A 25,482-nucleotide genomic window follows, 5' to 3' on the forward strand; every position below is an offset into this window, starting at 1 on the left:
TCCTGGACCCGGCTACCCGCGCGGGTCCCAGCGGAAGAAGCGGACGGACAGTGCCGTGGCCGCGGCGATCCAGGCGGCTGTGGAGAGCATCGCCAGGCCGATCCGTTCAGTGGGGCCGCCCCATGCCGCCTGGATCAGGGTGCCCAGGCCGCTGCCCGGCAACAGGAGCACCCGGACGTCCGGCACGCCGTCCGTCGAGATCAGGCCACCCACGACCATGGCGAAGAAGAACGGGGCCGTGGTGATCTGGGCGAGCTCGGCGGTGCCGGTGAGGCCACTGGTGCACACGCCCGCCGCGCAGCTGATCGCGGCGCCGCCCACCAGAGCCAGGGCCAGCAGGTCCGGACGTGCCGGCATCGGGGCGCCGGCCGCCACGCTGATGCCCAGCAGCACCAACGCCTGCGCCAAACCGAGCACCACGACGGGCAGCAGGATGCCGGTCAGGACCACCACGTCCGACGCCGCGCCCGTCCGCAGCCGTTTCAGGTACAGGTCCTGCCGTCGGGCGGTCAACGCGGTCGTCACGGTCACGTACACGGTGAAACCGAACGAGAACATCAGCTGGAGCGTGACGATCACCGTCCAGCCGCCCTCCTCGCCGTTCATCGTGAACGCGAAGAACATCCCCGCCGCCAACGGCATCAGCACGGCCAACGTGGCGGCGGTCCGGTTGCGCAGCAGGAGCTTCAGCTCGGCCACGCCCAGTGCGGCGATCATGCGGCCACGACCTCCTTGCCCGTCCGCGCACTGTGGAACACGTCCTCCAGGGACGCGTGATTCGCCCTGATCCGCCCCAACCGCAGCCCTTCCCGCCGCGCCCACCCGAGCAGCACGGCGAGGTCGTCCTGCAACTCGGCGGTCCGCACCTCGACCCGACCGGACGGCCGGTGCACCACGTCACCGGCCAACATCGGCAGCGCGGTGACGTCGAGCCGACCCGGCAGGTCGAACGAGATCCGCGCGGGCTGGGCGGCGAGCACGTCCACCAACGCCCCGGACACCGCGACCACGCCCTCGTGCATGATCGCCAGCCGGTGCGCGAGCGACTCGGCCTCTTCCAGGTAGTGCGTGGTCAGCACGATGGTCGTGCCGTCGCCCAGCAGCCCGCGCACCACCTCCCACGTGCGCTGCCGCGACTCCGGGTCCAACCCGGTGGTCGGCTCGTCCAGGAACAGCACCTCGGGCCTGCCGAGCACGGCCAGGGCGAGGTCCAGCCGACGCCGCTCACCGCCGGACAGCTGCTTGATCCGCACGTCGCGCCGGTGCGCCAGGTCCAGTCGCTCCAGCACGTCCTCGGTGGCACGCCGACCGCTCGTGACGCCCCACAGCCGCACCATCTCCCGCGCCGTCAGGTCGGCCGGGAACCCGCTGTCCTGGAGCATGATCCCGGTCCGCGCACGCAGCGCCGCCCGCTCGCGCCAAGGGTCCACGCCCATCACCCGCACGGTCCCGGCGAAGGGCGCGCGCAGCCCCTCCAACGTCTCCATGGTCGTCGTCTTGCCCGCGCCGTTGGTGCCGAGGAGCGCGAACAGCTCCCCCTCCAAGACCTCGAAATCGACACCGCGCACGGCCTCGAAATCGCCGTAGCGGCACCTCAGGCCCGCCACCTCGATCACCGGTTTTCTCATGGTCACCATGCTGGTCGGGGGCGCCTCCGACCCCCAGTGCCGTCGCGCACCGGTTCACGTGACAGATGTCAGCAGACAGCCGTGTGATCCGACTCGTAGATTCCCCCCTGTGACACCCCTGAGCAGGTTGCGGCGCTACACGTGGTGGTCGGTGGTCGCCGGCGGCGTGGTCGTCGGCCTCGGTACCGGGCTCGACCTGTTCACCCACGACTACGGCCTGGTCAAGTCGCTGCTGGTGGCCTCGGCGGTGGCCGTGGTGATCGTCCAGCACACCCGCTACCTGCACCAGGCCATGGGCGGGCTGGGGCGCGGTGACCACCGGCCGTGGGAGCACGGGGCGACGTTCGCGGTGGCGTTGGCGGCGTGGGCGGCGATGAGCGCCGGCGGCGGGTTCGTGTTCGGTTGGGCCATGCTGCCCGCACTGGTGGTCGCGCACGTGGGCGCGCTGTTGCCGGCGCGCAGCCGGTGGCCGGTCGTGGTGGTGATGACGGCGCTCGCCGTCGCGGTCGGCGGCCTGTTCGGCGGCGCGGACGCCGGTCCGGCGATGGTCCTGGCCGCGACGATGATCATCGCGCTGGTGTTCGCCGACCTGATCCAGCTGTGGATCTGGCAGCTGGTGGTGCAGCAGGAGCAGGGGCGCAAGACCGCCGAGGCGCTGGCCGTGGCCGAGGAGCGGCTGAGGTTCGCCGCCGACCTGCACGACATCCAGGGCCACCACCTGCAGGCCATCGCGTTGAAGGGCGAGCTGGCGCAGCGGCTGATCGGCCGGGACGACGACATGGCCCGGCAGCACGCGGGCGAGGTGGCCGAGCTGGCGCGGACCGCGTTGCGGGAGACGCGGGACGTGGTGCAGGGCTACCGGCGGGCGAGCCTGGGCACGGAGATCACCAACGCGGTGGGCGTGCTGCGGGCGGCGGACATCGACACGGTGGTCGAGGGTGACGCGGTGGACGTGCCGCCGCCGTTGCAGCCGCTGTTCGGCGCGCTGGTGCGGGAGGGCACGACGAACGTGCTGCGGCACAGCCGGGCCCGGCGCTGCGACGTGAAGATCACCGTGGCCGACGGCCAGGTGTGCGTGCGGCTGCGCAACGACGGCGTGCGGGTGGACGACGTCGGCGAGGCGGGCGCCGGGCTGGCCGGGCTGCGGGAGCGGTTCGCCACCGTCGGCGGGCGGGTCGAGGCGGGTCCGGCGGGCGCGGACGGGTTCGAGCTGGTCGGCCGGGCCGGGGTGGGCCGGTGATCCGCGTGGTGCTGGCCGACGACGAGGACCTGATCAGGGGCGCGCTGGCCGCGTTGCTGGAGCTGGAGGAGGACATCACGGTGGTCGCGCTGGCCGGTGACGGCGACGCGGCGGTCGCGGCGGTCCGCGAGCACCGGCCGGACATCGCCGTGTTCGACCTGGAGATGCCGGGTCGGGACGGTGTGCTCGCGGCCGAGGCGGTGCGCGAGCTGGACGGGGTCGCGGTGGTCATCGTGACCCGGCACGCGCGGCCCGGCGTGCTGCGGCGGGCGTTGAGCGCGGGTGTGCGGGGGTTCGTGCCGAAGACGACGCCGGCCGCGCAGCTCGCCTCGATCCTGCGCGACGTGCACGCGGGCCGCCGGTACGTGGACTCCGAGATCGCCGCCGCCGCGCTGACCGAGGGCGCGTGCCCGCTGACCACCCGCGAGCTTGACGTGCTGCGGTACGCGCTCAAGGGCGGCACGGTGGCCACGATCGCCGGCGAGGCGCACCTGGCCGCGGGCACCGTGCGCAACTACCTGTCGTCGGCGATGACGAAGCTGGGCGTGAGCACCCGTTACGAGGCAGCGCGGTTGGCCTGGGACGAGGGTTGGATCTGACCCACGTGGACGACCTTCACGGTCGTCATCTCGTCCAGCAGCTCGGGCCCGTAGCCGAACCCGGTGCCGGACATCCGGCGCGGCTGCGCGGCCCCGCCGGGTGCGCCGCCGAACACCGAGTTGACCTTCACCGTGCCCACCGGCAGCGCCCGCCACGCCTGCTGCGCGTGCGCCATCGACGCGGTGAGCACGGTCGCGGCCAGGCCGTGCTCGTCCACGCACGCCTCGGCCAGGCCCTCCTCGAACGACGGCACCACGCGCACCGGCGCGACCGGGCCGAACGTCTCCTCCCGCATCACGCGCATGTCGGGCGTGCAGTGGTTGAGCACGGTCGCCGGGTAGTACGCGCCCTCGCGCTCCGGGACCTCGCCGCCGACCAAGGGCTCCGCGCCGTCCGCCACCGCCTCGGCCACGTGCGCGTGCACGTGTTCCCGCAGCCGGACGTCCACCAGCGGCTGCGGGTCGGTGTTCCAGCGGCGCGCCTCGTCGCACAGCGCGGCCAGGAACTGCTCGGCCACGGCCTGGTGCACGAAGATCCGCTCCACCGACGTGCACAGCTGCCCGGCGTTGGTGAACGCGCCCAGCGCCGCCTGCCCGGCCGCCCACACCGGGTCGACGTCCGCGTCGACCAGCAGCGGGTCGTTGCCGCCGTTCTCCAGCAGCGCCTTCGCGCCGGTCGCGGCGCACGCGGCGGCGATCGAACGGCCGGTCGCCGTGCCGCCGACGTGCGCGACGAGGTCGACGTGCGGTGACGAGGCCAGCGTCGCGCCGACCGCACCGCCGCCGGTCAGGCTCTGCAGCACGCCCGGCGGGAAGTGGTCGACCATGAGCTGCGCGAGCAGCACGCCGGTGTGCGGGCAGCGTTCACTGGGCTTGTGCACCACGGCGTTGCCGGTCACCAGGGCCGCGCCGAGCAGCCCGCAGGACACGGCCACCGGGTCGTTCCACGGGGTCAGCACGACCACCACGCCGCGCGGTTCGGGGACCATGAAGTCCGCCGCGTCGTACGCGCCGAGCAGCGACCGGCCACGGTGGACCGGACCCAGCTCCGCGTACTGCTCCAACGTGGACACGCCGGCCAGCACACCGTCCCGCGCGGACGCGAACGAGCGGCCGGTCTCCGAGCGCACCACGTTCGCCAGGTCGTTCGCCTGGGCCCGGATCGACGCCGCCGCGGCTTTGAGCGCGGTGCCGCGTTCGGTGGCGGGTGTGGCGGCCCAGCCGGGCTGCGCCTCACGTGCGGTGAGCACCGAGCCGGCCACGTCCTCGTCCGTGGCGACGGGCAGCCAGCCGATCAGCTGGCCGTCGACCGGGCTGTGGACGTCGAGTGCTTCGACACGCATGTCCGTCATGGCCACCGGGTACCCCTTTGTCCGAGGTGAAACCCGAGGCGAAGCCCCGAGGAGGAGAGCCATGCCCGGACGCGAGGAGTTGCCCAGCACGATCGCCCGCTCGTCGAAGAAGGCCCAGCGGACGTGGATCAAGGCGCACGACTCGGCCGTGGAGACCTACGGTGAGGGCCAGCGGTCGCACCGCACCGCGTTCGCCGCGCTGAAGCACTCGTTCGAGAAGGTCGGCGACCACTGGGAGCCGAAGCAGAGCAAGGGACCGTCGGACGAGCAGGCCGCGCGCAGCACGCCCAAGCCGGGCAAGACCGCGGGCGGCGTGGACGCCAACGCCGGCAAGGAGCACCTCTACGACCTGGCCAAGGAGCTCGGCGTGGCCGGCCGGTCGAGCATGACCAAGCAGCAGCTGGTCGAGGCGATCGACAAGGCCAACAACCGCAAGACCGCCAAGGCCCGTTCCTAGTATCCACGAGTTGGCGATCCGGCGGCGACAGGCGCGCCATCGTCACCGCGGCAGCCGGCACGCTGTCCGCCGCAGCCCTGACCGCCTACCTGGTCAGGGCCGTCACCCTGCGGTTGCCGGCGAGCGAGCAGGTGTTGGACGGTGACGAACGCCGTCGGTTGATCGCCACCTGGCACCGCGGCGACCTGGCCCGCCTGCCGGCCCTCGGCGTAGCGGCGTCCGCCCTGCGCGGGGCTGCCCGCACGGCCGACGCGGTTCAGCGCCGTGCAAGGCTCGAGCCACCGCCGGTCGGTGCGGAGTTGACCGTCACGACGTGACGGTCGGCGCGGCGAAGGTGTCGGCGACCCAGTCGGCGATGTAGGTGCTGACGTGGGAGAGGTGGTCCAGTCCGATGTGCTCGGTCGCGCCTTCCTCCGCCGTGAAGACGCGCAGCCGGCGGTTGGGGCTGTGGGTGGCCTGCTCGTAGGAGCGGTGTGCGTAGGCGACGGGGATCTGGCGGTCGTTATCGCCGTGACAGATGAGGAACGGCACGGTGATGTGTTCGACGACGCCGTCCAGGCACACCGCGTCGGCGAAGTCGGGGAACGTGTCGAGGCGGTCGTGGCCCCACACCCACTGCACGTGCTCCCAGTAGTGCGGGACCGGGCGTTCTCCCTCCCGTTCGAGGCGGCGGCGCTGCACGGCGCCCCAGTCGTGGTTCGCGCCCCAGGCGACCACGAGGGCGAGGCGCTTCTCGAAGGCGGCGGCGCGCGGGGCGTAGTAGCCGCCGAGGGACCAGCCGACGAGGCCGATCCGGTCGGGATCGACGTCGTCGCGGGTGAGCAGCCAGTCGACGCACGCGGCGGCCCACGCCTCGGTGTCGATGCGGGCGGTGAGTCCCTGCAGGCGCAACGCCTCGCCCGAGCCGGGGCAGTCGATCATGAGGCACGAGATGCCGCGGGCCGCCAGTTCTTCCCAGTGCCCTGACGCGTACATGTGTTCCTTGGTGGAGTCCAGCCCGTTCCACATGATCATCACGGGCGCCCGGTCGCCGTCGGCGGCCGGGCTGAAGTACGCGGGCAGGGTCGTGCCCTCGTACGGGATCGACACGCGGGTGATGCGGGGGTCCTTGAGGTCGAAGGTCTTCTGCTGCAGTTCGAGGATGCGCCGGTAGGTGTCCAACCGATCGGGTGCCGATGCGCTCTGCAGTCGTTCGGCTTGGGACAGGTAGTTGGCGGCGCGGGCGTACAGCTGCCCGGCGGTGCGGGTGTGGCCGGCCTTCTCGGCCTCTTCGGCCTGCGCGACCAGCCGATCGGTCAGGGCGGTCCACGCGCGCAGGAAGTCCGCGGTGCCCGCGTCCTCGCCGTGGGTGGCGGCCTCCCGGATCGGCCGGCAGGCGCGGTCGACCTCGTCGATGAGGCCGCCGCTGTTGAGGGTGGCGACGACGCCCAGGTTCCAGACGTAGTTGCCGGGGAAGTACTCGAACACGGGGGTTCCTCTCACGTTCGCATGGCTTCGCTGATCGACTTCACGCCGCCGTGGGCGGTCATGCCGCCGTCGACGGGGATCTCGGCGCCGGAGATGTACGAGGCGTCGTCGCTGAGCAGGAACGCGACGAGCGGGGCGACCTCGTCCACGGTGCCGGTGCGGCCGAGCGGGGTCTCCGCGACGTTCGCGGCGCGGAACGCCGGGCTCGCCGACGCGGTCATCGGGGTTTCGATGTACCCGGGGTGGACGGTGTTGACCCGGATACCGCGGGCGCCCAGTTCGAGGCACGCGGATCGGGCGAGGCCGCGCAGTGCCCACTTGCTCGCGGTGTAGGCGACCGGGTAGTGGCCGGTCAGCGCCGCCGCCGAACCGACGACCACGATCGAGCCGCCGGCGGGCATGAGCGGCAGGACGGCCTGGACGGCGCGCAGCACACCACCGACGTTCACGTCGTGCACCCGCGCGAGGTCGGCGGGGTCCAGCTCGCCCAGACGGGCGCGCCACGTGATCCCCGCGTTGGCCACCAGGCCGTCGACCCGCCCGTGACGCCGCGCGAGTGCGGTGGTCAGCTCCGCCCAGCCGGCGGAATCGGTGACGTCGAGCTGCCGGTAGTCGACCTGGGGCAGGTCCTCCGCGGGCGTCTCGGTGAGGTCGACGCCGACGACCGCGGCGCCCTCGGCGGCGAGCAGACGTGCCTCGGCGGCGCCCTGTCCCCGACCGGCTCCGGTGACCACCACGACCTTGCCGGCCAGGCGCCCACCGTTCACCGCGCACGCGCCCTGGTCCGGCGGCGCGCCGGGCGCACCGGCGGGAGGTCCACACCGGACACGACGGTGTTGCTGATGGTGCCGATACCCTCGACGGTCATCTCCACCACATCGCCGGGACGCAGCGGCGGCGGGTCCTGCGCGCCGCGCCGCCCCCACAGCTCGGCGAGACAGCCGCCGTTGCCGCAGGTGCCCGAGCCGAGTACGTCGCCGGCGCGGACCCGAGTGCCGCGGGAGGCGTAGGACACCAACTCCTCGAACGGCCAGCCCATGTTGGACAGCAGGTCCCGCCCGACCGCCTCGCCGTTGACCGCGACGCGCAGCTCCAGGGCGAGGAACCCGTCCTCGTCGCGGAACGGCTCCAGTTCGTCGGCCGTCACCAGCCACGGGCCGAGCGTGGTCGCCGAGTCCTTGCCCTTGGCCGGACCCAGGTTCACCTTCATCTCACGCCGCTGGAGGTCCCGCGCGGACCAGTCGTTGAGCACGGTGTAGCCGAAGATCGCCTCGCGGGCCTGTTCGGGCGTGAACGAAGCTCCGTCGCGGCCCACGACCGCGGCGACTTCCAGCTCGAAGTCGAACAGCTCGCAGCCGGGCGGGATCGGCACGTCGTCGTGTGCGCCGACGAGCGCGCACGGGTTGGTGAAGTAGAACGTGGGCGCCTCGTACCACTCCGGCGGCACACCGGCGCCGCCGGACACGCTCGCCACGACTCCCTCGACGTGCTCCTCGAACGCGACGAAGTCGCGCACGGTCGGCGGGTCGAGCGGCGGCAGCAGCCGAACCCGGTCCACGGGCACGGCGGGTCCGCGGAGGGCGACCGCGCCCGCGTCGAACGTGGCCGGGAGGCCGGACCGGACGAGGTCCAGCACGGTCACTCCCAACGGGAACGCGTGGATTCCTTCCGCGTCGACAACACCCGCGCGCACGGCGCCGAGGTGTTCGTAGGTGGCGAGGCGCATCAGACCGGCGGGGCCACGAACAGGCCCTTGTCGGGGTCGTTGAAGGACTTCTTCGCGACGAACTCGTTCATCGTGTTCGCGGTGCCCCACTGGTCGGAGACCTCGGGTCGGCTGAAGTCGTAGAGGTGCGGGTGCCAGGTGTCCTCGTCGACCAGGTCCAGTTCGGTGGTGTACTCGACCGTGTTGCCGTGCGGGTCGAGGAAGTAGCTGAAGGTGTTGTTGCCGGCGAGGTGCCGGCCGGGACCCCAGATCTTCTCCACCCCGGCGCGCAGCAGTCGGCCGGTGCCGCGCATGTACTCGTCCAGGCCGCGCAGCTCGAAGGACGCGTGGTGCAGCGAGGGGTGCGGGCCGCGGGCGATGGCCAGGCTGTGGTGCCAGGAGTTGATCCGCAGGAACCACATCATCTCGCCCATGCGCGGGTGCATCAGCGTGTCGGACAGCCGGAAGCCGAGGTGGCGCTCGTAGAAGGCGCGGGTGCCGTCGGGGTCGGCGGAGTTGACGACCACGTGGGACAGTCGCACCGGGACGGACTCGCCTTCCTCGATCCGGCGATGTCGCCGGATCGCCACGTCGGCGCTGATCTCGACGGTGCGGCCCTCGTTGTCGAAGAAGCGGAACCCGTAGCCGCCGCCGGGAGTCTGGAGCACGCCGGGTTCGGTCACGAGCCGCACACCGGCCGTGGCCAACCGCCCGGCCAGGATGTCGACGTCCGCAGGTGTCGCGGCGCCGAAGGCGATCAGGTCGATCCGCTTGTCGTCGGCCTGGCGCAGGCGCACGACGTACTGCTCGGGTGAGCCCTCGGCGGCCAGGAACGAGATGCCCGTGTCGCCGTGCTCGGCGGTCAGACCCCACGCTCCGGTGAAGAAGTCCTGTTGGCGCGCCAGGTCGGGCACGGCGAGGTCGATGTGGCGCAGGTGGGTGATCAGACGGTCCGTCATGGGTTCCTCCACGAGGTCAGGCGGGCTGGGAGACGAGGTCGGCGATCCGCCCCATGAGGCCGGGCACGTCGCCCCGCTCGTGGTCGAGCAGCCACTGGCCGAGCTGGTTGGACGCCTCGACCACGGCCTTGACGCGAGCGAACCGGCGGTCGGTGAACGCGTCCCACAGGTGCTCGTCGAGGGTGTCGCCGGCGAGGAGCAACTCGGCGAGCACCGCGGCGTCCTCGAGGGCTTGCGCGCCGCCTTGGGCGAGGGTGGGCGGACAGGAGTGGGCGGCGTCGCCGATGAGCACGACCCGGCCCCGGTGCCAGGGCGGCGGGAGCAGGTGGGTCTCGAACAGGGTGTAGTTCACCCTGGCCGGGTCGTCCAGCGCCGGCCGGATCTCGTCCCACGGGCCGTGGTAGGCGGCGGCCAGCTCGCGCATGGTGGCCAGGCGTTGCTCCGGGCTCAGCCCGCTGCGGTCCCGCGCGTCTTCGACTACGTAGGCGTAGAGCGAGTCGGTGCCGGTCGGGCAGTACCCGGCGATGTAGCACGGGCCGCCGTAGAACAGATCGGTGCGCGTTACCGAGACCGGGCGAGGACCGAACGCCCGCCAGATCCCCATGCCGATGGACCGCGTCGCCGGCTCGATGCCGATCATCCGGCGGACCGTCGAACGGATGCCGTCCGCACCGACCACGAGGTCGTACCGGCCGGTCGAGCGGTCGGAGAACGTGACGTCCACGCCGCCCGCGTCCTGGACGATCCGGGCGGCGGTGCACCCGAAGCGGGTCTTCACGCCGGTCCCGGCCGCGCGGTCGAGCAGGATCGCGGCCAGCGCGGGGCGGGGCATGCCCATGGTCGCCGGCAGGTCGGGACCGCCGGTTCGGGCGTCGGGTATCTCCGCCAACAGGGTGCCGTTGGCGTCCGGTGCGCGCAGGCCGAGGCAGTCGAACGCGAACCCTCCGGCGTTGACGCGTTCCCACACGCCGAGGGTGCGCAGCACGCGCAGGGCGTTGCCCTGGAGCGTTATCCCGGAGCCGACGGCGGCGATGTCCGGCTTGATCTCGATCAGCTCGACCGCGACGCCGCGCTCGGCGAGCAGGATCGCGGTCGCGGCTCCGGCGAGGCCGCTGCCGACCACGAGGACGTTGTTCACCGCGGGCATGAGGACTCCTTTGTCCGAGCGGATGTCCGAAGCGGACTACTTGACGGCGACGGGTGCGACCGGTGCGCCGACCGCGCCGGTCACCGGCAGCGGGGCGGCGGTCAGCCAGAACTCGTAGGTCCCGTCGGCGGCGCAGTCCTCGGCGAGCGCGTCGAGGTCCCACATCTCGCCGAGGAACAACCCGATGTGCGGGATGGCCACCTGGTGCAGCGGCTGGAACGCCCGGTCGAACTCGTTGGGCCGGACCTCGACACCCCAGGTGTCGGTCGAGACCCCGGCGATCTCCGTGCCGTGCAGCCAGTCCGCGGTGGAGAACGACAGGCCCGGCGAGTCGCCGCCGGCGTAGTCGCCCCAGCCCTCCCGCCGGGCCCGGGTCAGCCGGCCGGTCCGCACCACCAGCAGGTCGCCCCGGCCGACCCGCGCGGTGTCGCCGTGCGCGGCGATCGTGGCCTCGAGGTGGTCGGCGGTGATGGCGAAGCCGTCGGGCAGCTCACCGTCCACACCGGACACCCGGCCGACGTCGAGCAGCACTCCCCGCCCCGCGATCAGCCCGGCCGTGGTCTCGATGCCGGTGAGCCGGTCGCCGTCACTGGTGACCACGTCCCCCGCCCGCCGGCCGTTGTAGGCGTAGCCGTGGTCGAAGATGTGGCCGAGGCCGTCCCACTGCGTCGAGGCCTGCAAGGGCATGAACACCACGTCGTCGGCCCCGCCCAGGCCGTGCGGGAACCCCTGGGTGCCGCGCTCGGCCTCCAGGCCGGTGTCGAGCATGGTGTGCACCGGGTTCGTGCGCCGCCGCCAGCCCTTCTGCGGGCCGTTCGCGTCGAAGCGTTGCGCCAGCGAGAAGCTCGCGCCTCTTTTGACGAGCGCGGCTCCTTCCCGGCGCTTCTCCTCGGTCAGGAAGTTCAAGGTGCCCAGGACGTCGTCGGCACCCCAGCGGCCCCAGTTGGAACACCGTTCGGCCGCCGCCGCGATCGCGCCCTCGGGATCGTTTCGGTCCACGATTCTCACGATCGGACACCACGTGGCATCAAGGAAGCCGAAATCGCCGATGCACGGTATCAGTCTCGTTGATACCGTTGTCGGCTGTGAACCTCGCCCGCCTGGACTTGAACCTGCTCGTGGCGCTGGACGCGCTGCTGCAGCACCGCAGCGTGACCCGCGCGGCCGAGCAGATGGGGCTCAGCCAACCGGCGGTGTCGGCCCAGCTGAGCCGGCTGCGACGGCACTTCCACGACGAGCTGCTGGCCAGGGCCGGAAACCAGTACCGGCTCACCCCGCTGGCCATCCAGCTCAAGGAGCGCGTGCGAGTGGCGCTGTCCGGCGTGGAGCGCGTCTTCGCCGCCGAGCCGGACTTCGACCCCGCGTCCTCGACCCGCGAGTTCTCCCTGCTGGTCAGTGACTACGGGGTCGCGGTCTTCGGCGCGGCCGTCGCCGGCCTGCTCGCCGCGGAAGCGCCCGGCACGCGACTGCGGCTGATCGCGAACACGCCGCAGCTGGTCGACACGGCCACCCAGGTCCTGGTCAACGCCGACCTGCTGCTCCTCCCGCACGGTTTCGTGGAGGACCTGTCCCACCTCGACCTCTACCGCGACGAGTGGGTGTGCCTCGTGTCGGCCGACAACGCCGAGGTGGGCGAGTCGCTGACCGTCGAGCAGCTGGAGACCATGCCGTGGGTGATGACCTACCACGGGCCGACCGCGTCCACACCCGCCGCGCGGCAGATGCGCATGGTCGGGATCGAGCCGCACGTCCAGGTGGTCACCGAAACGTTCCTGACCGTGCCGAGCCTCGTGCGCGGCACCAACCGGGTCGCCCTGCTCCAGCGGCGTCTCGCCGACGGCATCCCCGACGAACTCGGCGTGCGCGTCCTGCCCTGCCCGTTCGAGGCCGGCCCGCTCGTGGAGGCCATGTGGTGGCACCCGATGTACGACGACGACCCCGAACACCGCTACCTCCGGGACCTCGTGCTGCGCGCCACCACGATCGTGACCGCGCGGCCCACCCCGCCCGTCCACATCGACGGCACGGATAGTCCACCTCGGCGGAAGTGATTTCCGATCGCGTTCCGCGCGGCTGACACTTCGGCGGTGACGCAGGTCATCGAGGACCAGCTCCCACTCGACCGGAGACGCCCGTGACGGACCGCACCCTTTCCGCTCGTGTCCCACTCGCCCCGGACACCGCCGTCAACCCCGCCACCGGCAAGCCCGCCGGCACCGCCCAAGCCTTGGTCCTGCTGTTCTCCAGCTGCCTGTCGGTGCTCGGCGCGGTGTTGCTCGCGCCGGTCCTGCCCAGCATGCAGGCCGCCTTCGCCGGCACGCCGGGAGTCGCCACGCTCACGCCCATGGCGCTGACCGTGCCCGCCCTGGTCATCGGCCTCACCGCTTCCCTCGCCGGCCGCATCGTCGACCGGCTCGGTCGCAAACGGTTGCTGGTGGGCGCCCTCGTCGTGTACGCCGTCGTCGGCACCGCGCCGCTGTGGCTGCCGTCCCTGCCCCTGATCGTCGCCAGCCGGGTCCTCGTCGGCCTCACCGAAGCCGCGATCATGACCTGCTGCACGACCCTGCTCGCCGACTACTTCCACGGCGTCCGGCGGGAGCGCTACTTCGGCCTCCAGACCGTCTACACGACTGTCAGCGCGACGGTGTTCTTCGCCGTCGGCGGGCTGCTCGGCGCGAGCGGGTGGCGCACCCCGTTCTGGCTCTACGCGGTCAGCCTGCCGCTCGCCTTCCTCGCCGCGCGCCACATCTGGCAGCCGCCCGCCCGGCCGAAGGCGAAGCTCCCGCCCCTGGCCTGGCGCCCTCTCCTCGCTCCGGTCGGCGTCACGCTCGTCGGTGGTCTCGTCTTCTACGTGCTCATCGTCGAACTGTCCTATGTGCTCGACGGCATCGGCGTGACCTCCACCGCCACCATCGGCCTCGTCAGCGCGATCGGGTCACTGGCCACGGCGGTCGCGGCCTACCTCTTCGCCCGCGTCGCACGCCTCGGCCCGGCGGTCACGATCCCCGCCGCGTTCGCCCTCTCCGGACTCGGCATCCTCGTGCTCGCACTGGCCTCCTCGGTGCCCGTCGTGGTGCTCGGCGCCGTCGTCGCCGGCCTCGGCAACGGTCTGCTGCTTCCCGCGATGCTCACTTGGGCACTGGGCTCGCTGACCTTCGAACAACGCGGTCGCGGCACCGGAATCTGGACCTCGGCGGTGTTCATCGGCCAGTTCATCTGCCCGCTCGTGGTCCTGGCTCTGGCCGGCGCGATCGCCGGGTTGCCGTCGGCCCTGATCGTCGTCGGCGCCGTCGCACTCCTCGTCGCCGTCGGTGTCCGGCTCCTCCGCCCCGTGCGGCCGGCCGATTTCCCCGCCTGAGCGCGGGTGAGGGCGCGATTCGGGGAAGGCCGGGTCATGGTGTGACATCGGAAGCGCCTGCGGCCGCGAGCGCCTCGTCCAGGGTCAGGGTGCGGGACACCTCGTTGATCGACACCTCGGGCGGCCCGGCCACGAATTCACCGAGCCCCGTCAAGAGCCGCTGGAAGTCCGGCGTGCGGAAGTGCCGGAGCTGGGCGTCCAACGACGCCCAGCGCTCGACGATGACGAAGGTGTCGAGGGCTTGGGCGACCGAACGCACCACGGCCAGTCCGAGGCCGGAGCCGGGTAGACCGCGTGCCGGCCGTTCGCCAGGTCGACCAGCTCGTCGACCAGTGGGACCAGCTCCCGAGTCTCGCTGTCCAGGTCGTCGATCAGGTGCGCCCGCTCCTCGGGGCTGAGCTCGTCGAGCCGGCGCAGCACGGTGGTGTTGGTGCGGATGCTGGTCAGCGGGGTCTTCAGCTCGTGGCCGGCGTCCTGCACCAGCCGCACCTGGTCCTCCCCGGCCCGCACGAGCTGACCGAGCATGGCGCGCAGCGCGGTGCTGAGCCGCCCGACCTCGTCCCGTCCCGCCCACGGCACAGGTGTGTCGAGCCCGCCGGTCTCCGCGATCCGCTCGGCCGTGCTCGTCAGCCGCGCCAGTCGGCGGGTGACCCCGTTCGCGGCGATCCAACCGGCCATCCCGGCCAGCACGAACACGACGAGTCCCACGAGCAGCATCGCCTGACGCAGGTCCCGCAGCAGCCGGTCGGTCTCGGTGGCCCGCTGCGCGAGCTGGACCGCGCCCCGCCCGCCGCCGAGCGAGACCGTCACCAGCTGGAACCGCTCACCGCCGGAGGTGAACCCCCTTCGGCCTGCGTACCCGGCGCAGGACTGGCGGCGACCGCACGATCCGCCCCGGTCACCGGGATCGGCGGGCGCTCCTCGTCACAGCTCCGGTCAAGACCGTCAGCCTGCGGCTGCTGGGCAGCGAGGACGTCCTGAGTGACGACGAAAGCCGTCGGTTGGTCACCGCGTGGCACCGCGGCAACGTGGCCCGTCTGCCGGCTCTCGCCGCAGCCGCCACGCACCGGGCCACTCGTTAGACCTGAAGCCCTAGACCTGGAGCCACTTCCGGTCTGCCAGGAGTTGGCCGGCTTGGGGGCCCATCAGGGACATGCCACCGTCCACCACGTACGACGCCCCGGTCACGTACCCGGCCGCCGGGGTGGCCAGGAACGCCACCACCGCGGCCACCTCGCCCGCGTGGCCGGGGCGCCCCAGCGGCACGCCGGGCCGCTGCTCCGTGCGCGGGTCCACGTCCTCCTGACCCGTCATCGGGGTGGAGATCTCGCCGGGCGCCACCGAGTTGACCGTGATGGCGTGCTCGGCCAGCTCCAGCGCCAGCACCTTCGTCAACGCGCCCAGCCCCGCCTTGGCCGCGCAGTACGGCGCGGCCCCGACCCGCGGCTGGTGCTCGTGCACCGACGTGATGTTGATGATCCGGCCGCCCTGACCGGCCTTGATCATGTGCTTCGCGGCGCGCTGGGAGCACAGGAACGCGCCGTCGAGGTCGACGGACAGCACATTCCGCCAGGTGTCGAAGTCCATGTCCATGGCCTTCTGGGCGGTGCCGGTGCCCGCGCAGTTCACCAGCACGTCGACACCGCCGAGCTCGCCGGCCAGTTCGTCGACCACGGCGGCCGAGGTGGGCAGGTCGGTCAGGTCCAGCCGCCGCACGACCGCCCGGACGCCCTTCTCGCGGACCTGGCGGGCGGTGTCCTCGGCGCCGTCGGCGTCCTCGTGGAACGTGATGCCGACGTCCACGCCGCCGCCCGCGAGGGCCACCGCGATCGCCTTGCCGATGCCGGAGTCGGAGCCGGTCACCACCGCGCGCATCGGCGCGCCGGCCCGGTCCTGGGGAAGTGGAGCGCTCATGGGCTCCGGGTACCCGGCCCGGAACCCGCCACACGACGGTGTCCGCCACACGACCGTGTTTGCCACCCACCATGCCGGGAACCCGAGCCCCGACAACCCCGCGAGGTCGCCGTCGATCGTTCGCGACTCATTTTCCGGCGATCACGCTTTTCGATCGTCGGAAAATCAGGCGCGAGCGGTCGACCTCCCGGGCGACCGAGCCCGCCGTCTGCGGAGCAGCGGCAATTCAACACAGCAATTCAACACAGGAGTTCTGATGAAGGCCGTCACCTGGCACGGCAAGCGGGACGTGCGCGTGGACACCGTGCCGGACCCGATCCTCAAGGAGTCGACGGACGTGGTCGTCCGCATCACCTCCACCGGGTTGTGCGGCTCGGACCTGCACCTGTACGAGGTGATGGGCCCGTTCATCGACGAGGGCGACATCCTCGGGCACGAGCCGATGGGCATCGTGGAGGAGGTCGGCGCGGAGGTCACCGAGGTCAGGCCCGGTGACCGGGTGGTGGTGCCGTTCAACATCTCCTGCGGCACGTGCTTCATGTGCGAGCTGGGCCTGCAGTCGCAGTGCGAGACGACCCAGGTGCGCGAGCACGGGTCGGGCGCGGCGCTGTTCGGCTACACCAAGCTGTACGGGCAGGTGCCCGGCGGGCAGGCGGAGTACCTGCGGGTGCCGTTCGGGAACACGCTGCCGATCAAGGTGCCCGACGGCCCGCCGGACGACCGGTTCGTGTACCTGTCCGACGTGCTGCCCACGGCGTGGCAGGCGGTCGAGTACGCGGGCACGCGGGACAGCCTGGTCGTGCTCGGGCTCGGTCCGATCGGCGATATGGCGACCCGGATCGCCCAGCACCGCGGCGTCGAGCAGGTCATCGGCGTCGACCTGGTGCCGGAACGCATGGCGCGCGCCCGCGGCCACGGCGTGACCGTGCTGAACGTGCGGGACAGCCACCTGGTGGACCACATCCGCGACCTGACCGACGGGCGCGGCCCGGAGGCGGTGATCGACGCGGTCGGCATGGAGGCGCACGGCGCGCCGGTGGCGAAGTTCGCGCACCAGGCGGTCGGCCTGCTGCCGGACGCCATCGCGGCCCGGTTCATGCAGACCGCGGGCGTGGACCGGCTGCACGCGCTGCGGCTCGCGATCGACATCGTGCGGCGCGGCGGCACCATCTCGGTGTCCGGCGTGTACGGCGGGATGGCCGACCCGCTGCCGATGCTGACGCTGTTCGACAAGCAGGTCCAGCTGCGCATGGGCCAGGCCAACGTGTGGCACTGGGTGCCGGACATCCTGCCGTTGCTGACGGACGACGACCCGCTCGGCGTGGACTCGTTCGCCACCCACCACCTGCCCCTGGACCAGGCGCCGCACGGCTACGACATCTTCCAGCACAAGCAGGACGGCGCCGTCAAAGTGCTGCTGCGCCCGTGACGGGTTATCGTCCAGCCATTATCCGCTCTCGGTGGTTGCTCGCCGTGGCGTTACCGGCGGTGCTGGCAGGCGGATGCGGCACGGGCACGGGTGACCTGGTCGGCCGACTTCTGGAACCGGTCGCTGCAGAACTGGCAGTCGGAGTTCCTGGCCATCGGCTCGATGGTGGTGTTGAGCGTGTACCTGCGGCAGCGGGGATCACCGGAGTCGAAGCCGGTGGGCACACCGCACAACACCACTGACGAGACGGGCTGACCGAGCGGGGCTCGGGCGGCCGGGGCTCATTCCAGGCGCTCTTCCTCGTCCTCGTCGTCCTCGTCGTTCACCTGGATGGTGTCCCGCCCGCGCTCGCGCCACGGCAGCACGAACCACAGCATGCCGAACAGCACGGCCGCGAAGACGCCCAGCGCGATGGCCACCCAGCCGCCGACGATGACCTCGCCGAGCATCAGGATGGTGCCGATCATGGCCACCGCCAGGCACGCCAGCCCGATGATCGCGAAGCGGTTCGCCACCTCGATGACGTCCTCGCGCCTGCCGCGGCGGAAGAGGAGGCGGTGCCAGGCCGCCGGGGCGGTGAGCAGCGCCACCGAGCACGCGGCGAACAGGATGGTGATCAGGTGGGTGACGCGGATGTAGTAGTCGGCCGCCGCGTAACGCTCGGTGAAGGCGATCGACAGCAGGAAGCCGAACAGGATCTGCACGCCAGCCTGCGCCACCCGCAGTTCCTGCAACAACTCGTTGAGGTTGCGGGCCAGTCTCCGCTGGTGCGACTCCTCGGCCTGGCTCACTGGGACCAGATACCCATCACCCGGTCCGGTTAATCACTCCGACCCAAACGCCGGCTACTGCGTCCGGGTGACGAACGACAACCCGAAGTGGTTCAGCGTGGCCGGGAGCGGCGCGCGCAGTGTCGGCACGTCGAGGTGGTCGCGCAGCGCGTCCAGCATGGTGCTCCCCGCCACCAGCACGAGATCACGACCCGGGCACACACCCGGACCGCCGCTGAACGGCACCAGACCCGGATCGGGCGGTGTCGGCCAGATCTCCGGCGTGTACGCGTCGGCGTAGGGCAGCCGGTCCGGATCGCGGTGCAAGTACGGCACGAACACGACGAACGTGGTGCCCTCCGGCAGCCACTTGCCGTGCCAGCGGGTCGGTTCGGTGCTCTCCCGCAGGATCACCGGCGTGGTCGGCCACAGCCGCACCGACTCCCAGATCCCGGCCTGCCCCTCCCCGCCGATCGCCAACGCCCGCATGGTCGCGATGCCGGCCGCGTCGAACGCGAACAGCCAGTGCGGCATCTGCTCCCGCAGCTCGTCGACGGTCCCGAGGCCCGCCAGGCTGCCGGGCTCACCGCGCTCCAGGTGCCCGCGCAACCGTTCCTCGAACCGCTTGCGCGACTCCTCCCGGCGCGGGTGCAGGTAGGCCCAGTTCGCGTTGCCCCGCAACGTTTGCAGCACGTCGGTCAGCTCCACGTCCTCACGCGCGAACGAGCCGAGCAGGATCCGCCGGGCCGCCCGCCACCACGACTGCGCGAACGCGTCCCACGTCAACGCGCCGGTGCTGCGGGCGTGCCGAAGCAGCAGGTCGGCCTCGTCACCCACGATCCCCGGCACGTCGATCTTCTCCGGCCGCAGCACGTCGTCGTTCACCGCACGCCGCCGCGCCCGCTCCGCACCCGTCGAGATCAGCACGCCGTGCGGCTGGAAGTGCGCCAAGGCGGCCTTCTTCTCCCGGGTGGCCAACGCGAACGGTTCCGGCGACTCGGCCAGCAGCCGCGAGACGTCCTCCGGGTCCAGCAGCAACGCGATGCTGCGCCCGGTCACCCTCAGCCGCAGCGGTTCCGGGCCGTAACGCTCGCGGAACCGCCTCATGGTGGCCACGGCGGCGGCGTCCGCCTGCACCTTCTCCGCCACCGTCGTCACCGCCGACCGGCGCACGACCACGCCCTTCGCCAGCGTCGGCAACAGCACCTTGGCGAACGCCCGGCCCGTGTCCAACCTCGAGGCTACGGCCACGACCCCTCCTCCGCGTGCGCGACGACGAGTTCGCGCACCTCGCACCCCTCGGGCTGGCGCAACGCGAACACGATCGCGTCGGCCACCCGCTCGGGCGGGTTCAGCTTGCTGTCGTCCGGCGGCCGGTACTGCTCGGCCCGGTCGTCGAAGAAGTGCGTGCGCATCCCGCCGGGGATCACCAGCGTCACCCCGACCCGCCCGGCGGTCTCGGCGGCCAACGCCCTGGTGAAGCCGACCACGCCGAACTTCGAGGCGCAGTAGGCGGTCGCGTCGCTGACCGCGCGCAGCCCGAGGGTCGAGGCGATGGTCACCACCCGGCCGCCGTCCAGCATCGGCAACGCCGCCCGCACCACCGCCGCCGTGCCGAGCAGGTTCACCATCACCACCCGGTCCCAGTCGGTGCCGGACACCTCGTCCAGCCGGCCGCAGGCGTCCGTGCCCGCCGCCGTCACCACCGCCCGCAGGCCGCCGTTGCGCTCCGCGATGGCCCGCACCGCCCGTTCCGCCGCCCTGGTGTCCGACAGGTCCACCGACTCGAAATCGGCGACCTCCGGGGACGACGGGGCGGCCTTGTCCAGCACCAGCGGGCGCCCTCCCAGCTCGTGCACCGCGTGCACCACGGCCGCGCCCAACCCGGACGCGCCTCCGGTCACCAACACCTGGCCGACCATTCAGCCCCTCCTCGACAGCATTTCGGTGGTCGAACGGCCCCGGTGGTAGGGCACGACGACGGTCCGCCCGCCCCAGCCCCGCACGAGGTCCGCTTCCGGCAACGAATCCACGGAGTAGTCGCCGCCCTTGACCCACACGTCCGGGCGCAGGGCGGCCAACACGCGTTCCGGCGTGTCGTCCTCGAACACCACCACGTCGTCCACGCAGCCCAGCGCGCGCAGCACCTCGACCCGGTCCTCTTCCCTGGTGACCGGCCGGTCCGGGCCCTTGAGCCGGCGCACGGACGAGTCGGAGTTCAGGCACACCACCAGGCAGTCGCCGAGCGAGCGGGCGGCGCGCAGGGTGCGGACGTGGCCCGCGTGCAGCAGGTCGAAGCACCCGCCGGTGGCGACGACCACGCCTCCCCGTGCCCGCACTGCGTCCACTGTGGACAGCGGGTCGACGGGCCGGAACCCGGACGCGCCGCCGCACCTGAGGAACTCGGCGGCCGACGTGACCGCGTCGGCGACCGCGTCGTCCATCGCGGCACCGCCCATGAGCCGTGCCGCGACGGTCACCGCGAACCGGTCGCCCGCTCCGCACGGGTCGACCACGGGGACGCTCGGCGCGGGCACGGCGACCGGCGTTCCGCCGCCGAGCAGGAGCGCGCCGTCGGCGCCGAGCGTCACCACGACCGCCCGCGCCCGCCACCGGTCGCGCAGCACCCGCAGCGCGTCCATCGGGTCGGCGCGCCCGCTGAACGCCTTGGCCTCGGCCGCGTTCGGTGTCACCAGGCGCGCGCCGGGCACCGGCTCCGGGCCGCGCGGGTGCGGGTCCCACACCACCGGGCGGCGGGCGAGCACGCCGCGCAGCCGTTCGTCGCGCACCAGCCCGCGCCCGTAGTCGGAGACGAGCACGTAGTCCGCCTCCAGCACGGCGTCGAGCATGTCGTCGGTGGCCTGCGGTGCGCCCGGCCCGCCGCCCCGGTCCAGCCGGGCGATCGACTGGCCGCCGCAGCGCAGCCGCGTCTTGACCGGGGTGGGTGCGGGCGACGGTCCCAGCACGGACGGCACCCGCGCCAACTCGTCCCGCAACCGCTGCCCGTCCTCGTCGTCGGCAACGGCGCTGACCAGCGTCACGTCGACACCGTCGGCGGCGGCCAAGGCCGCGGCCAACCCGGCGCCACCGGGTCGTGCCCGTTCCTCCTCCACGTCCAGCACCGGCGCGGGCGCGTCCGGGCACAACCGCTCGGCGGTGCCCAGCACGTCCACGTCGAGCAGCGAGTCACCCACGACGACGAGCTTCACGACACCCTCCGTTCCGCCGCGGGCAACGCCGCTTCGAACGCGGCGCACAGGGCGTGCACCGCGACCAGTTGGGCTTCCTGCACGTTCGCCGGGTCACCGGGCAGCGCCAGCACCTCGTCCGCGACCTCGGCCAGCGGGTTCGGCGTCGGCCCGGTCATCGCCCACACGTGCGCGCCCGCCAGCCGGGCCGCCTTCGCCGCCTCGATCAGGTTCCGGCTGCGCCCGCTGGTGGACAGCAGCACGACCACGTCCTGCGGCCGGGCGTGCGCGGTGACCTGGCGGGCGAACACCTGGTCGTAGCCGTAGTCGTTGCCGATCGCGGTCACGCTGGACGACTCCGCGCACAGCGCTATCGCGGAGAACGGCCGCCGGTCGTCGCGGAACCGGCCGACCAGCTCGGCGGTCAGGTGCTGCGCCTCGGCGGCCGAACCGCCGTTGCCCGCCGCCAGCAGCCGACCGCCGGCGGTCAGCCGGCGGGCCAGCACACCGCCCCAGCGGGTCAGCCGCGGCGCCTGGGCGCGCAGCCCGGCCAACGACCGGGCGAGTCCGTTCAGGTGGCTCTCGACGGTCATCGCGTGCCTCCCACGGCCACGGCCTGGCCCGCCGTGACCCGCTCGTAGACGCGTTCGGTGTCCTCCGCGATCCGGTCCCACGTGTAGCGCACGCCGACCCGGTCCAGGCCCGCGATGCCGCACGTCTCCCGGCGGGCCTGGTCGGCCAGCATCGAGTGCAGCGCGCGGGCCAGCGCGGCGGGGTCGCGCGGCGGCACGAGCGTGCCGGTGACGCCGTCCACCACCGTGTCGGTCAGGCCGCCCACCGCGCTGGCCACCACCGGCACACCGCACGCCATGGCCTCCAGCGGCACGATGCCGAACGGCTCGTACCACGGCACGCACGCCACCACGTCCGCCGAGCGCAGCAACGCGGGCATCGCGTCCCGCGACACCTGCCCGGCCAGCCGCAGCCGGTTCCGCACGCCGACGCGCTCGGCGTGCGCGGCCAGCCGCCGCGCCTCCGGGTCGGCCTGGACGTTCACCGGGCCGCCCGCGATCACCAGTTCGGTGTCCGGCAGCGACCGCAACGCGGTGATCAGGTCCTGGAAACCCTTGCGCGGCACCAACCTGCCGACCGAGACGATCCGGTGCCGGCAGCGGCGGCGGTCGCTCGGGCCGTCGGGCCGAAAGCGCACCGGGTCCACCCCGCACGGCACGACCGAGATCTTCGACCGCCGCACGCCCATGCGCATCAGCTCGACCACCTCGTCGTCACAGGTCGCGGCGATCCGGTCGGCCTCGCGGCCGATCATCCGCTCGATGCCGATCCGCTCGGGCGGGCTGGTGTCGTCGGCGCCCTGGTGGCGGCGCTTCACCGTGCCCAGGGCGTGGTAGGTCTGCACGACGGGCACACCCGCCTTGCGCGCGGCGAGCACCGAGGCCAGGCCGGACATCCAGAAGTGCGCGTGCACGACGTCGGGCCGGTCCTCGTACCAGCGTTGTTCCAGGAACCGGGCGAACCCGCCCATGTGCGGCAGCAACTCGTCCTTCGGCACCGAGCGCGCCGGACCGGCGGGCACGTGCACCACCTCGTAGCCCTGCTCGGTGCGCACCCGCTGCGGCAGGCCCGGGGCGTCACGACGGGTGTAGACCGCCACGTCGTGTCCGAGTGCCGACAACGCCGCTGACAACGCGGCGACGTGCACGTTCTGACCACCGGCGTCGACACCGCCCAAGGCGGCCAGCGGGCTGGCGTGCTCGGACACCATCGCGATCCTCATCCGCTCACTCCCGTCAGCAACCGGTCCCAACTCCGCAGGAAGGCGTCGAGCCCGTACCGTGCCAGGGCGAACTCCCTGGCCTGCTTCCCCTTCTGCCTGGCCAGCGCCGGATCCGCGACCAGGTCGGCCACGGCCCGCACCAGCTCGTCCACGTCGGTGGACACCACTCCCGCGTCCGGCGGCACCGCGCGCACCACCTCGGTGCACGCCAACGCCACCACGGGCATCCCCAGGTGCATGGCCTCGATCAGCGACAACCCCAACGACGTCCACCGCACGGGGTGCAGGTAGAGCCGTCGCCGGGCCAGCTCCCGGTGCAGCGACTCGAGGTCGTGGTCGCCCTGCCCCATCGCGCCCAGCCTGTGGGTGCGCATGCCGTAGACGTCCACCGGGGCCGCCTCGGCGAATCGCGGCAGCAGGTCGGTGCCCACCACCCGGCCGCGCCGCACGGGGTCGTTGATCACCGCGGCGGCACGTGCCAGCTCACCGGTGTAGCGGAGACCGGGGTCCACCACGCCGTGCTCGATGACCACCGTACGTGTGGTCCCGCAGTCCCACATCAGCTCGTTGAAGTGGGTGACGTGGACGATCGTGCCCGTCCAGTCCCGGAGCGGGTGGGGTTGGTTCGGGTACCTCGGTGTGTTGTGCTCCAGGTACACCACCGGGACACCGGTCGGCACCAGGCCGACTTCGACGGGCCGTTGCAGCACCGCGACGTCTGCCCCCACTTCGGACAGAGCCACTTCGGACGGTGCGACTTCGCGCGCGGCGGGCCAGTCGCGGCCGGCCAGACCGAGCCCTCTCGGCGGCCCGGGGATCAGGTACTCGTGCCCACCCCGGACGAACGCGTTCGTCCACGAGCCGTGCACGTGCCACAGCAGGATCTTCACGTCCGCACCCCCACGAGGTCGGCTACGGCGGTGACGACCCGGTCGGGCGTCACCCGGTCCAGACACGGGTGGCCGGGGACGGGGCACTCGCGGGCGCGGGAACCCCGGCACGGCGCGTTCTGGTCGCCCAGCAGCACGTGCGGCCCGTGCGGTGCCCACCGCCGGGCGGGCACGACCGGCGCGAACAACGACACCACCGGCGTGCCGACGGCGACGGCGAGGTGCGCCGGCCCGGTGTTGCCGACCACCACCGCGTCCGCGCGGGCCAGCAGGCCGGCCAGTTCGGCGAACGTCGTCCGGCCGCCGAGGTCGACGCCGTGCGCGCCGGCCACGTACTCGGTCAACTCCGCTTCGTCGGGCCCGCCGGTGACCAGGACGCGGTGCCCGGCCTCGGCGAGAGCCGTCACGGTCTGCGCACACCGGTCCGGTGACCACGCGCGGGCGGGCGCCGAGGCGCCCGGGTGCAGGACCACGTACGGCCCGATCTCGGTGGTCTCCGGTGGTGTGGTGATCGCCAGCCGGCCGTCGTCGCCGGGCGGCAGCTCGAAACCGGCGGCGCGTGCGACTTCCAGCGCGCGCTCGGCCTCCGGGATGTCGGGGTCCTCGCGCAGCCCGACGTCCAGCAGCGAGCCGGGGTAATCCGTTGAACGGGCAGCGACTTTCGGCACGCCGGCGAGCTTCAGGAGCAGCGCCAGCGGCAGCGGGCTCTGGTGGAACGAGGTGAGGATCAAGGCCGCGTCGGCGCGAATCCCCTTGAGCAGGGCCACGATCCCCTCGATGTCGGGGGTCCGGACCTCCGGCGCGGGGTTGCCGATCCAGGGACAGTCCCAGCGCACCACCCGCCGGACACCGGGCAGCAACGCCGCCGCCTGCACGCCGGAATTCCCGCACAGCAGCACGACTTCGCCCGCGTGCGCGGCGGCGCGGATCGCCGGGCCGGCGAGCAGCACGTCGCCGTCGCTGTCGAGCCTCGCCACGATGGTCCTCATAGGACCATCGCCAACGCGGACGCGAGGTCGGGCGCGGTGAAGGGCGCCCGGTCGACCTCGTCGGGCAGGGTTTCCGGTGTGGGCACGAGGATCGGCACGGCACCCGCCGCGAGCGCGGCCTTGACGTCCGCCTCGATGTCACCGATCACGTAGGTGCGCTCGGGCCGTGCCTGAAGCGCTTCACACGCCTGGTGGATCATCGTGGGCGCGGGTTTGCGGCACGCGCAGCCGTCGTCGGGGTGGTGCGGGCACACCTGCCAGGTGCTGAACCGACCGAGCAGCGCTTCGACCCGCGCGTTCACCGCGTCCACCTGCTCGTGCGTGAGCAGACCGCGACCGATGCCGGACTGGTTGCTGACCACGCCCGTGCGCACTCCGTGAGTGCGCAACACGCGCAGGACCTCGCGCGCGCCGGGCATCGGCCGCACCCGATCCGGGTCGCCGTTGTAGGGCACGTCCCTGATCAAGGTGCCATCGCGGTCGAAGAGAACCGCATCGGGATAGTGGTCCACAGAGGAGACTTAGCCGGCTCGGTGAGAAGCAAACACTTCTCGACAAAGCGCTACTCTCCGTCACCCTGACGTGGGTCCGGATG

Annotated in this window: 28 protein-coding genes; 8 read left to right on the forward strand and 20 right to left on the reverse strand. The window is 72.5% G+C overall.

The window, feature by feature from the left end; translation table 11 throughout:
- Positions 1 to 12: 12 nt before the first annotated feature.
- Together FM051_RS15245 and FM051_RS15250 are read right to left on the reverse strand one after the other, a co-directional pair.
- Entirely contained in the window at positions 13 to 717 is a 705-nt protein-coding gene (locus FM051_RS15245) for an ABC transporter permease (RefSeq protein ID WP_158843615.1), read from the reverse strand.
- A complete protein-coding gene (locus FM051_RS15250) occupies positions 714 to 1,628 on the reverse strand; it encodes an ABC transporter ATP-binding protein (RefSeq protein WP_158843616.1) in 915 nt (304 codons plus the stop codon). Before FM051_RS15250 ends, FM051_RS15245 begins: the two co-directional genes overlap by 4 nt.
- Positions 1,629 to 1,737: 109 nt before the next feature.
- Between FM051_RS15250 and FM051_RS15255 the strand changes: the two genes are divergently transcribed.
- Both FM051_RS15255 and FM051_RS15260 read left to right on the forward strand, forming a co-directional pair.
- Positions 1,738 to 2,868, forward strand: coding sequence for a sensor histidine kinase (locus tag FM051_RS15255; RefSeq protein WP_238412405.1), 1,131 nt, complete (start codon positions 1,738 to 1,740; stop codon positions 2,866 to 2,868).
- Positions 2,865 to 3,467 (forward strand): response regulator transcription factor, encoded by a 603-nt coding sequence (locus FM051_RS15260; protein ID WP_158843617.1) that lies wholly within the window; start codon positions 2,865 to 2,867, stop codon positions 3,465 to 3,467. Before FM051_RS15255 ends, FM051_RS15260 begins: the two co-directional genes overlap by 4 nt.
- Here the strand turns inward: FM051_RS15260 and FM051_RS15265 are convergent.
- Positions 3,425 to 4,819 carry an aldehyde dehydrogenase family protein gene (locus FM051_RS15265; RefSeq protein WP_158843618.1) on the reverse strand — a complete coding sequence of 465 codons (1,395 nt, stop codon included), beginning with the start codon at positions 4,817 to 4,819 and terminating at the stop codon, positions 3,425 to 3,427. The two genes, FM051_RS15260 and FM051_RS15265, sit on opposite strands and share 43 nt — an antisense overlap.
- A 61-nt stretch (positions 4,820 to 4,880) precedes the next feature.
- Here FM051_RS15265 and FM051_RS15270 point away from each other — a divergent pair, with 61 nt between their 5' ends.
- Entirely contained in the window at positions 4,881 to 5,276 is a 396-nt protein-coding gene (locus tag FM051_RS15270) for a ChaB family protein (protein ID WP_158843619.1), read from the forward strand.
- Between the two features lie 113 nt (positions 5,277 to 5,389).
- Positions 5,390 to 5,593 (forward strand): hypothetical protein, encoded by a 204-nt coding sequence (locus FM051_RS15275; protein ID WP_158843620.1) that lies wholly within the window; start codon positions 5,390 to 5,392, stop codon positions 5,591 to 5,593.
- On the opposite strand, the gene FM051_RS15280 is transcribed toward FM051_RS15275, so the two are convergent.
- The 6 genes from FM051_RS15280 to FM051_RS15305 are packed head-to-tail and all read right to left on the reverse strand — an operon-like array spanning position 5,583 to position 11,553.
- Entirely contained in the window at positions 5,583 to 6,743 is a 1,161-nt protein-coding gene (locus FM051_RS15280; protein WP_158843621.1) for an alpha/beta fold hydrolase, read from the reverse strand. The two genes, FM051_RS15275 and FM051_RS15280, sit on opposite strands and share 11 nt — an antisense overlap.
- 11 nt (positions 6,744 to 6,754) lie before the next feature.
- Positions 6,755 to 7,510, reverse strand: coding sequence for an SDR family NAD(P)-dependent oxidoreductase (locus FM051_RS15285; protein ID WP_238412406.1), 756 nt, complete (start codon positions 7,508 to 7,510; stop codon positions 6,755 to 6,757).
- A complete protein-coding gene (locus FM051_RS15290) occupies positions 7,507 to 8,469 on the reverse strand; it encodes a fumarylacetoacetate hydrolase family protein (RefSeq protein WP_158843622.1) in 963 nt (320 codons plus the stop codon). The genes FM051_RS15285 and FM051_RS15290 overlap by 4 nt, the downstream gene beginning before the upstream one ends.
- A complete protein-coding gene (locus FM051_RS15295) occupies positions 8,469 to 9,407 on the reverse strand; it encodes a VOC family protein (protein ID WP_158843623.1) in 939 nt (312 codons plus the stop codon). The genes FM051_RS15290 and FM051_RS15295 overlap by 1 nt, the downstream gene beginning before the upstream one ends.
- Positions 9,408 to 9,423: 16 nt before the next feature.
- On the reverse strand, positions 9,424 to 10,554 hold the full coding sequence (locus tag FM051_RS15300) for an FAD-dependent oxidoreductase (protein ID WP_158843624.1): 1,131 nt from the start codon (positions 10,552 to 10,554) through the stop codon (positions 9,424 to 9,426).
- Positions 10,555 to 10,590: 36 nt separating this feature from the next.
- Positions 10,591 to 11,553 carry a cyclase family protein gene (locus FM051_RS15305; protein ID WP_158843625.1) on the reverse strand — a complete coding sequence of 321 codons (963 nt, stop codon included), beginning with the start codon at positions 11,551 to 11,553 and terminating at the stop codon, positions 10,591 to 10,593.
- 86 nt (positions 11,554 to 11,639) lie between these two features.
- On the opposite strand from FM051_RS15305, the gene FM051_RS15310 reads away from it, so the two are divergent.
- Both FM051_RS15310 and FM051_RS15315 read left to right on the forward strand, forming a co-directional pair.
- On the forward strand, positions 11,640 to 12,605 hold the full coding sequence (locus FM051_RS15310) for a LysR family transcriptional regulator (RefSeq protein ID WP_158843626.1): 966 nt from the start codon (positions 11,640 to 11,642) through the stop codon (positions 12,603 to 12,605).
- Positions 12,606 to 12,688: 83 nt separating this feature from the next.
- A complete protein-coding gene (locus tag FM051_RS15315; RefSeq protein WP_158843627.1) occupies positions 12,689 to 13,912 on the forward strand; it encodes an MFS transporter in 1,224 nt (407 codons plus the stop codon).
- 150 nt (positions 13,913 to 14,062) lie between these two features.
- On the opposite strand, the gene FM051_RS15320 is transcribed toward FM051_RS15315, so the two are convergent.
- The gene (locus FM051_RS15320; protein ID WP_158843628.1) at positions 14,063 to 14,722 is read right to left on the reverse strand and encodes a histidine kinase dimerization/phospho-acceptor domain-containing protein; all 660 of its coding nucleotides are present in this window, start codon (positions 14,720 to 14,722) and stop codon (positions 14,063 to 14,065) included.
- Between the two features lie 282 nt (positions 14,723 to 15,004).
- Complete coding sequence (locus FM051_RS15325) at positions 15,005 to 15,826, reverse strand: SDR family oxidoreductase (protein WP_158843629.1); 822 nt, start codon at positions 15,824 to 15,826, stop codon at positions 15,005 to 15,007.
- Between the two features lie 256 nt (positions 15,827 to 16,082).
- Between FM051_RS15325 and FM051_RS15330 the strand changes: the two genes are divergently transcribed.
- Both FM051_RS15330 and FM051_RS15335 read left to right on the forward strand, forming a co-directional pair.
- Positions 16,083 to 17,255 carry a zinc-dependent alcohol dehydrogenase gene (locus FM051_RS15330; RefSeq protein ID WP_158843630.1) on the forward strand — a complete coding sequence of 391 codons (1,173 nt, stop codon included), beginning with the start codon at positions 16,083 to 16,085 and terminating at the stop codon, positions 17,253 to 17,255.
- Between the two features lie 90 nt (positions 17,256 to 17,345).
- The gene (locus FM051_RS15335) at positions 17,346 to 17,510 is read left to right on the forward strand and encodes a DUF6766 family protein (protein ID WP_158843631.1); all 165 of its coding nucleotides are present in this window, start codon (positions 17,346 to 17,348) and stop codon (positions 17,508 to 17,510) included.
- A gap of 26 nt (positions 17,511 to 17,536) precedes the next feature.
- Here the strand turns inward: FM051_RS15335 and FM051_RS15340 are convergent, their stop codons facing one another.
- Genes FM051_RS15340 through FM051_RS15380 form a run of 9 tightly spaced genes read right to left on the reverse strand, consistent with a single transcriptional unit; the run spans position 17,537 to position 25,399 of the window.
- Positions 17,537 to 18,046: a DUF6328 family protein gene (locus FM051_RS15340; RefSeq protein WP_158843632.1), complete on the reverse strand. Its 510-nt coding sequence runs from the start codon at positions 18,044 to 18,046 to the stop codon at positions 17,537 to 17,539.
- A 54-nt stretch (positions 18,047 to 18,100) separates the two neighbouring features.
- On the reverse strand, positions 18,101 to 19,276 hold the full coding sequence (locus FM051_RS15345) for a cytochrome P450 (protein ID WP_158843633.1): 1,176 nt from the start codon (positions 19,274 to 19,276) through the stop codon (positions 18,101 to 18,103).
- Positions 19,267 to 19,947 (reverse strand): SDR family oxidoreductase, encoded by a 681-nt coding sequence (locus tag FM051_RS15350; protein WP_158843634.1) that lies wholly within the window; start codon positions 19,945 to 19,947, stop codon positions 19,267 to 19,269. The genes FM051_RS15345 and FM051_RS15350 overlap by 10 nt, the downstream gene beginning before the upstream one ends.
- Positions 19,948 to 21,234 (reverse strand): D-glycero-beta-D-manno-heptose 1-phosphate adenylyltransferase, encoded by a 1,287-nt coding sequence (gene rfaE2, locus FM051_RS15355; RefSeq protein WP_158843635.1) that lies wholly within the window; start codon positions 21,232 to 21,234, stop codon positions 19,948 to 19,950.
- Positions 21,231 to 21,806, reverse strand: a complete 576-nt coding sequence (locus FM051_RS15360; RefSeq protein ID WP_158843636.1) for a D-sedoheptulose-7-phosphate isomerase — start codon at positions 21,804 to 21,806, stop codon at positions 21,231 to 21,233. Before FM051_RS15360 ends, rfaE2 begins: the two co-directional genes overlap by 4 nt.
- Positions 21,803 to 23,008 (reverse strand): glycosyltransferase, encoded by a 1,206-nt coding sequence (locus FM051_RS15365; RefSeq protein ID WP_158843637.1) that lies wholly within the window; start codon positions 23,006 to 23,008, stop codon positions 21,803 to 21,805. Before FM051_RS15365 ends, FM051_RS15360 begins: the two co-directional genes overlap by 4 nt.
- On the reverse strand, positions 23,005 to 23,898 hold the full coding sequence (locus FM051_RS15370; RefSeq protein ID WP_158843638.1) for a glycosyltransferase: 894 nt from the start codon (positions 23,896 to 23,898) through the stop codon (positions 23,005 to 23,007). Before FM051_RS15370 ends, FM051_RS15365 begins: the two co-directional genes overlap by 4 nt.
- Positions 23,895 to 24,887, reverse strand: coding sequence for a glycosyltransferase family 9 protein (locus FM051_RS15375; protein ID WP_158843639.1), 993 nt, complete (start codon positions 24,885 to 24,887; stop codon positions 23,895 to 23,897). The genes FM051_RS15370 and FM051_RS15375 overlap by 4 nt, the downstream gene beginning before the upstream one ends.
- Positions 24,884 to 25,399: a D-glycero-alpha-D-manno-heptose-1,7-bisphosphate 7-phosphatase gene (locus FM051_RS15380; RefSeq protein ID WP_202918847.1), complete on the reverse strand. Its 516-nt coding sequence runs from the start codon at positions 25,397 to 25,399 to the stop codon at positions 24,884 to 24,886. The genes FM051_RS15375 and FM051_RS15380 overlap by 4 nt, the downstream gene beginning before the upstream one ends.
- Positions 25,400 to 25,482: the final 83 nt, after the last annotated feature.

The sequence above is a fragment of the Saccharothrix deserti genome, from assembly GCF_009769385.1.
Taxonomy (GTDB): domain Bacteria; phylum Actinomycetota; class Actinomycetes; order Mycobacteriales; family Pseudonocardiaceae; genus Actinosynnema; species Actinosynnema deserti.

Bases quoted from the DNA above. Each gene is read 5' to 3' on its own strand.
- FM051_RS15245 (WP_158843615.1), bottom strand. From the start codon at position 717: ATGATCGCCGCACTGGGCGTGGCCGAGCTGAAGCTCCTGCTGCGCAAC.
- FM051_RS15250 (WP_158843616.1), bottom strand. From the start codon at position 1,628: ATGAGAAAACCGGTGATCGAGGTGGCGGGCCTGAGGTGCCGCTACGGC.
- FM051_RS15265 (WP_158843618.1), bottom strand. From the start codon at position 4,819: ATGACGGACATGCGTGTCGAAGCACTCGACGTCCACAGCCCGGTCGAC.
- FM051_RS15270 (WP_158843619.1), top strand. From the start codon at position 4,881: ATGCCCGGACGCGAGGAGTTGCCCAGCACGATCGCCCGCTCGTCGAAG.
- FM051_RS15290 (WP_158843622.1), bottom strand. From the start codon at position 8,469: ATGCGCCTCGCCACCTACGAACACCTCGGCGCCGTGCGCGCGGGTGTT.
- FM051_RS15295 (WP_158843623.1), bottom strand. From the start codon at position 9,407: ATGACGGACCGTCTGATCACCCACCTGCGCCACATCGACCTCGCCGTG.
- FM051_RS15300 (WP_158843624.1), bottom strand. From the start codon at position 10,554: ATGCCCGCGGTGAACAACGTCCTCGTGGTCGGCAGCGGCCTCGCCGGA.
- FM051_RS15325 (WP_158843629.1), bottom strand. From the start codon at position 15,826: ATGAGCGCTCCACTTCCCCAGGACCGGGCCGGCGCGCCGATGCGCGCG.
- FM051_RS15330 (WP_158843630.1), top strand. From the start codon at position 16,083: ATGAAGGCCGTCACCTGGCACGGCAAGCGGGACGTGCGCGTGGACACC.
- FM051_RS15350 (WP_158843634.1), bottom strand. From the start codon at position 19,947: ATGGTCGGCCAGGTGTTGGTGACCGGAGGCGCGTCCGGGTTGGGCGCG.
- FM051_RS15360 (WP_158843636.1), bottom strand. From the start codon at position 21,806: ATGACCGTCGAGAGCCACCTGAACGGACTCGCCCGGTCGTTGGCCGGG.
- FM051_RS15365 (WP_158843637.1), bottom strand. From the start codon at position 23,008: ATGAGGATCGCGATGGTGTCCGAGCACGCCAGCCCGCTGGCCGCCTTG.
- FM051_RS15375 (WP_158843639.1), bottom strand. From the start codon at position 24,887: ATGAGGACCATCGTGGCGAGGCTCGACAGCGACGGCGACGTGCTGCTC.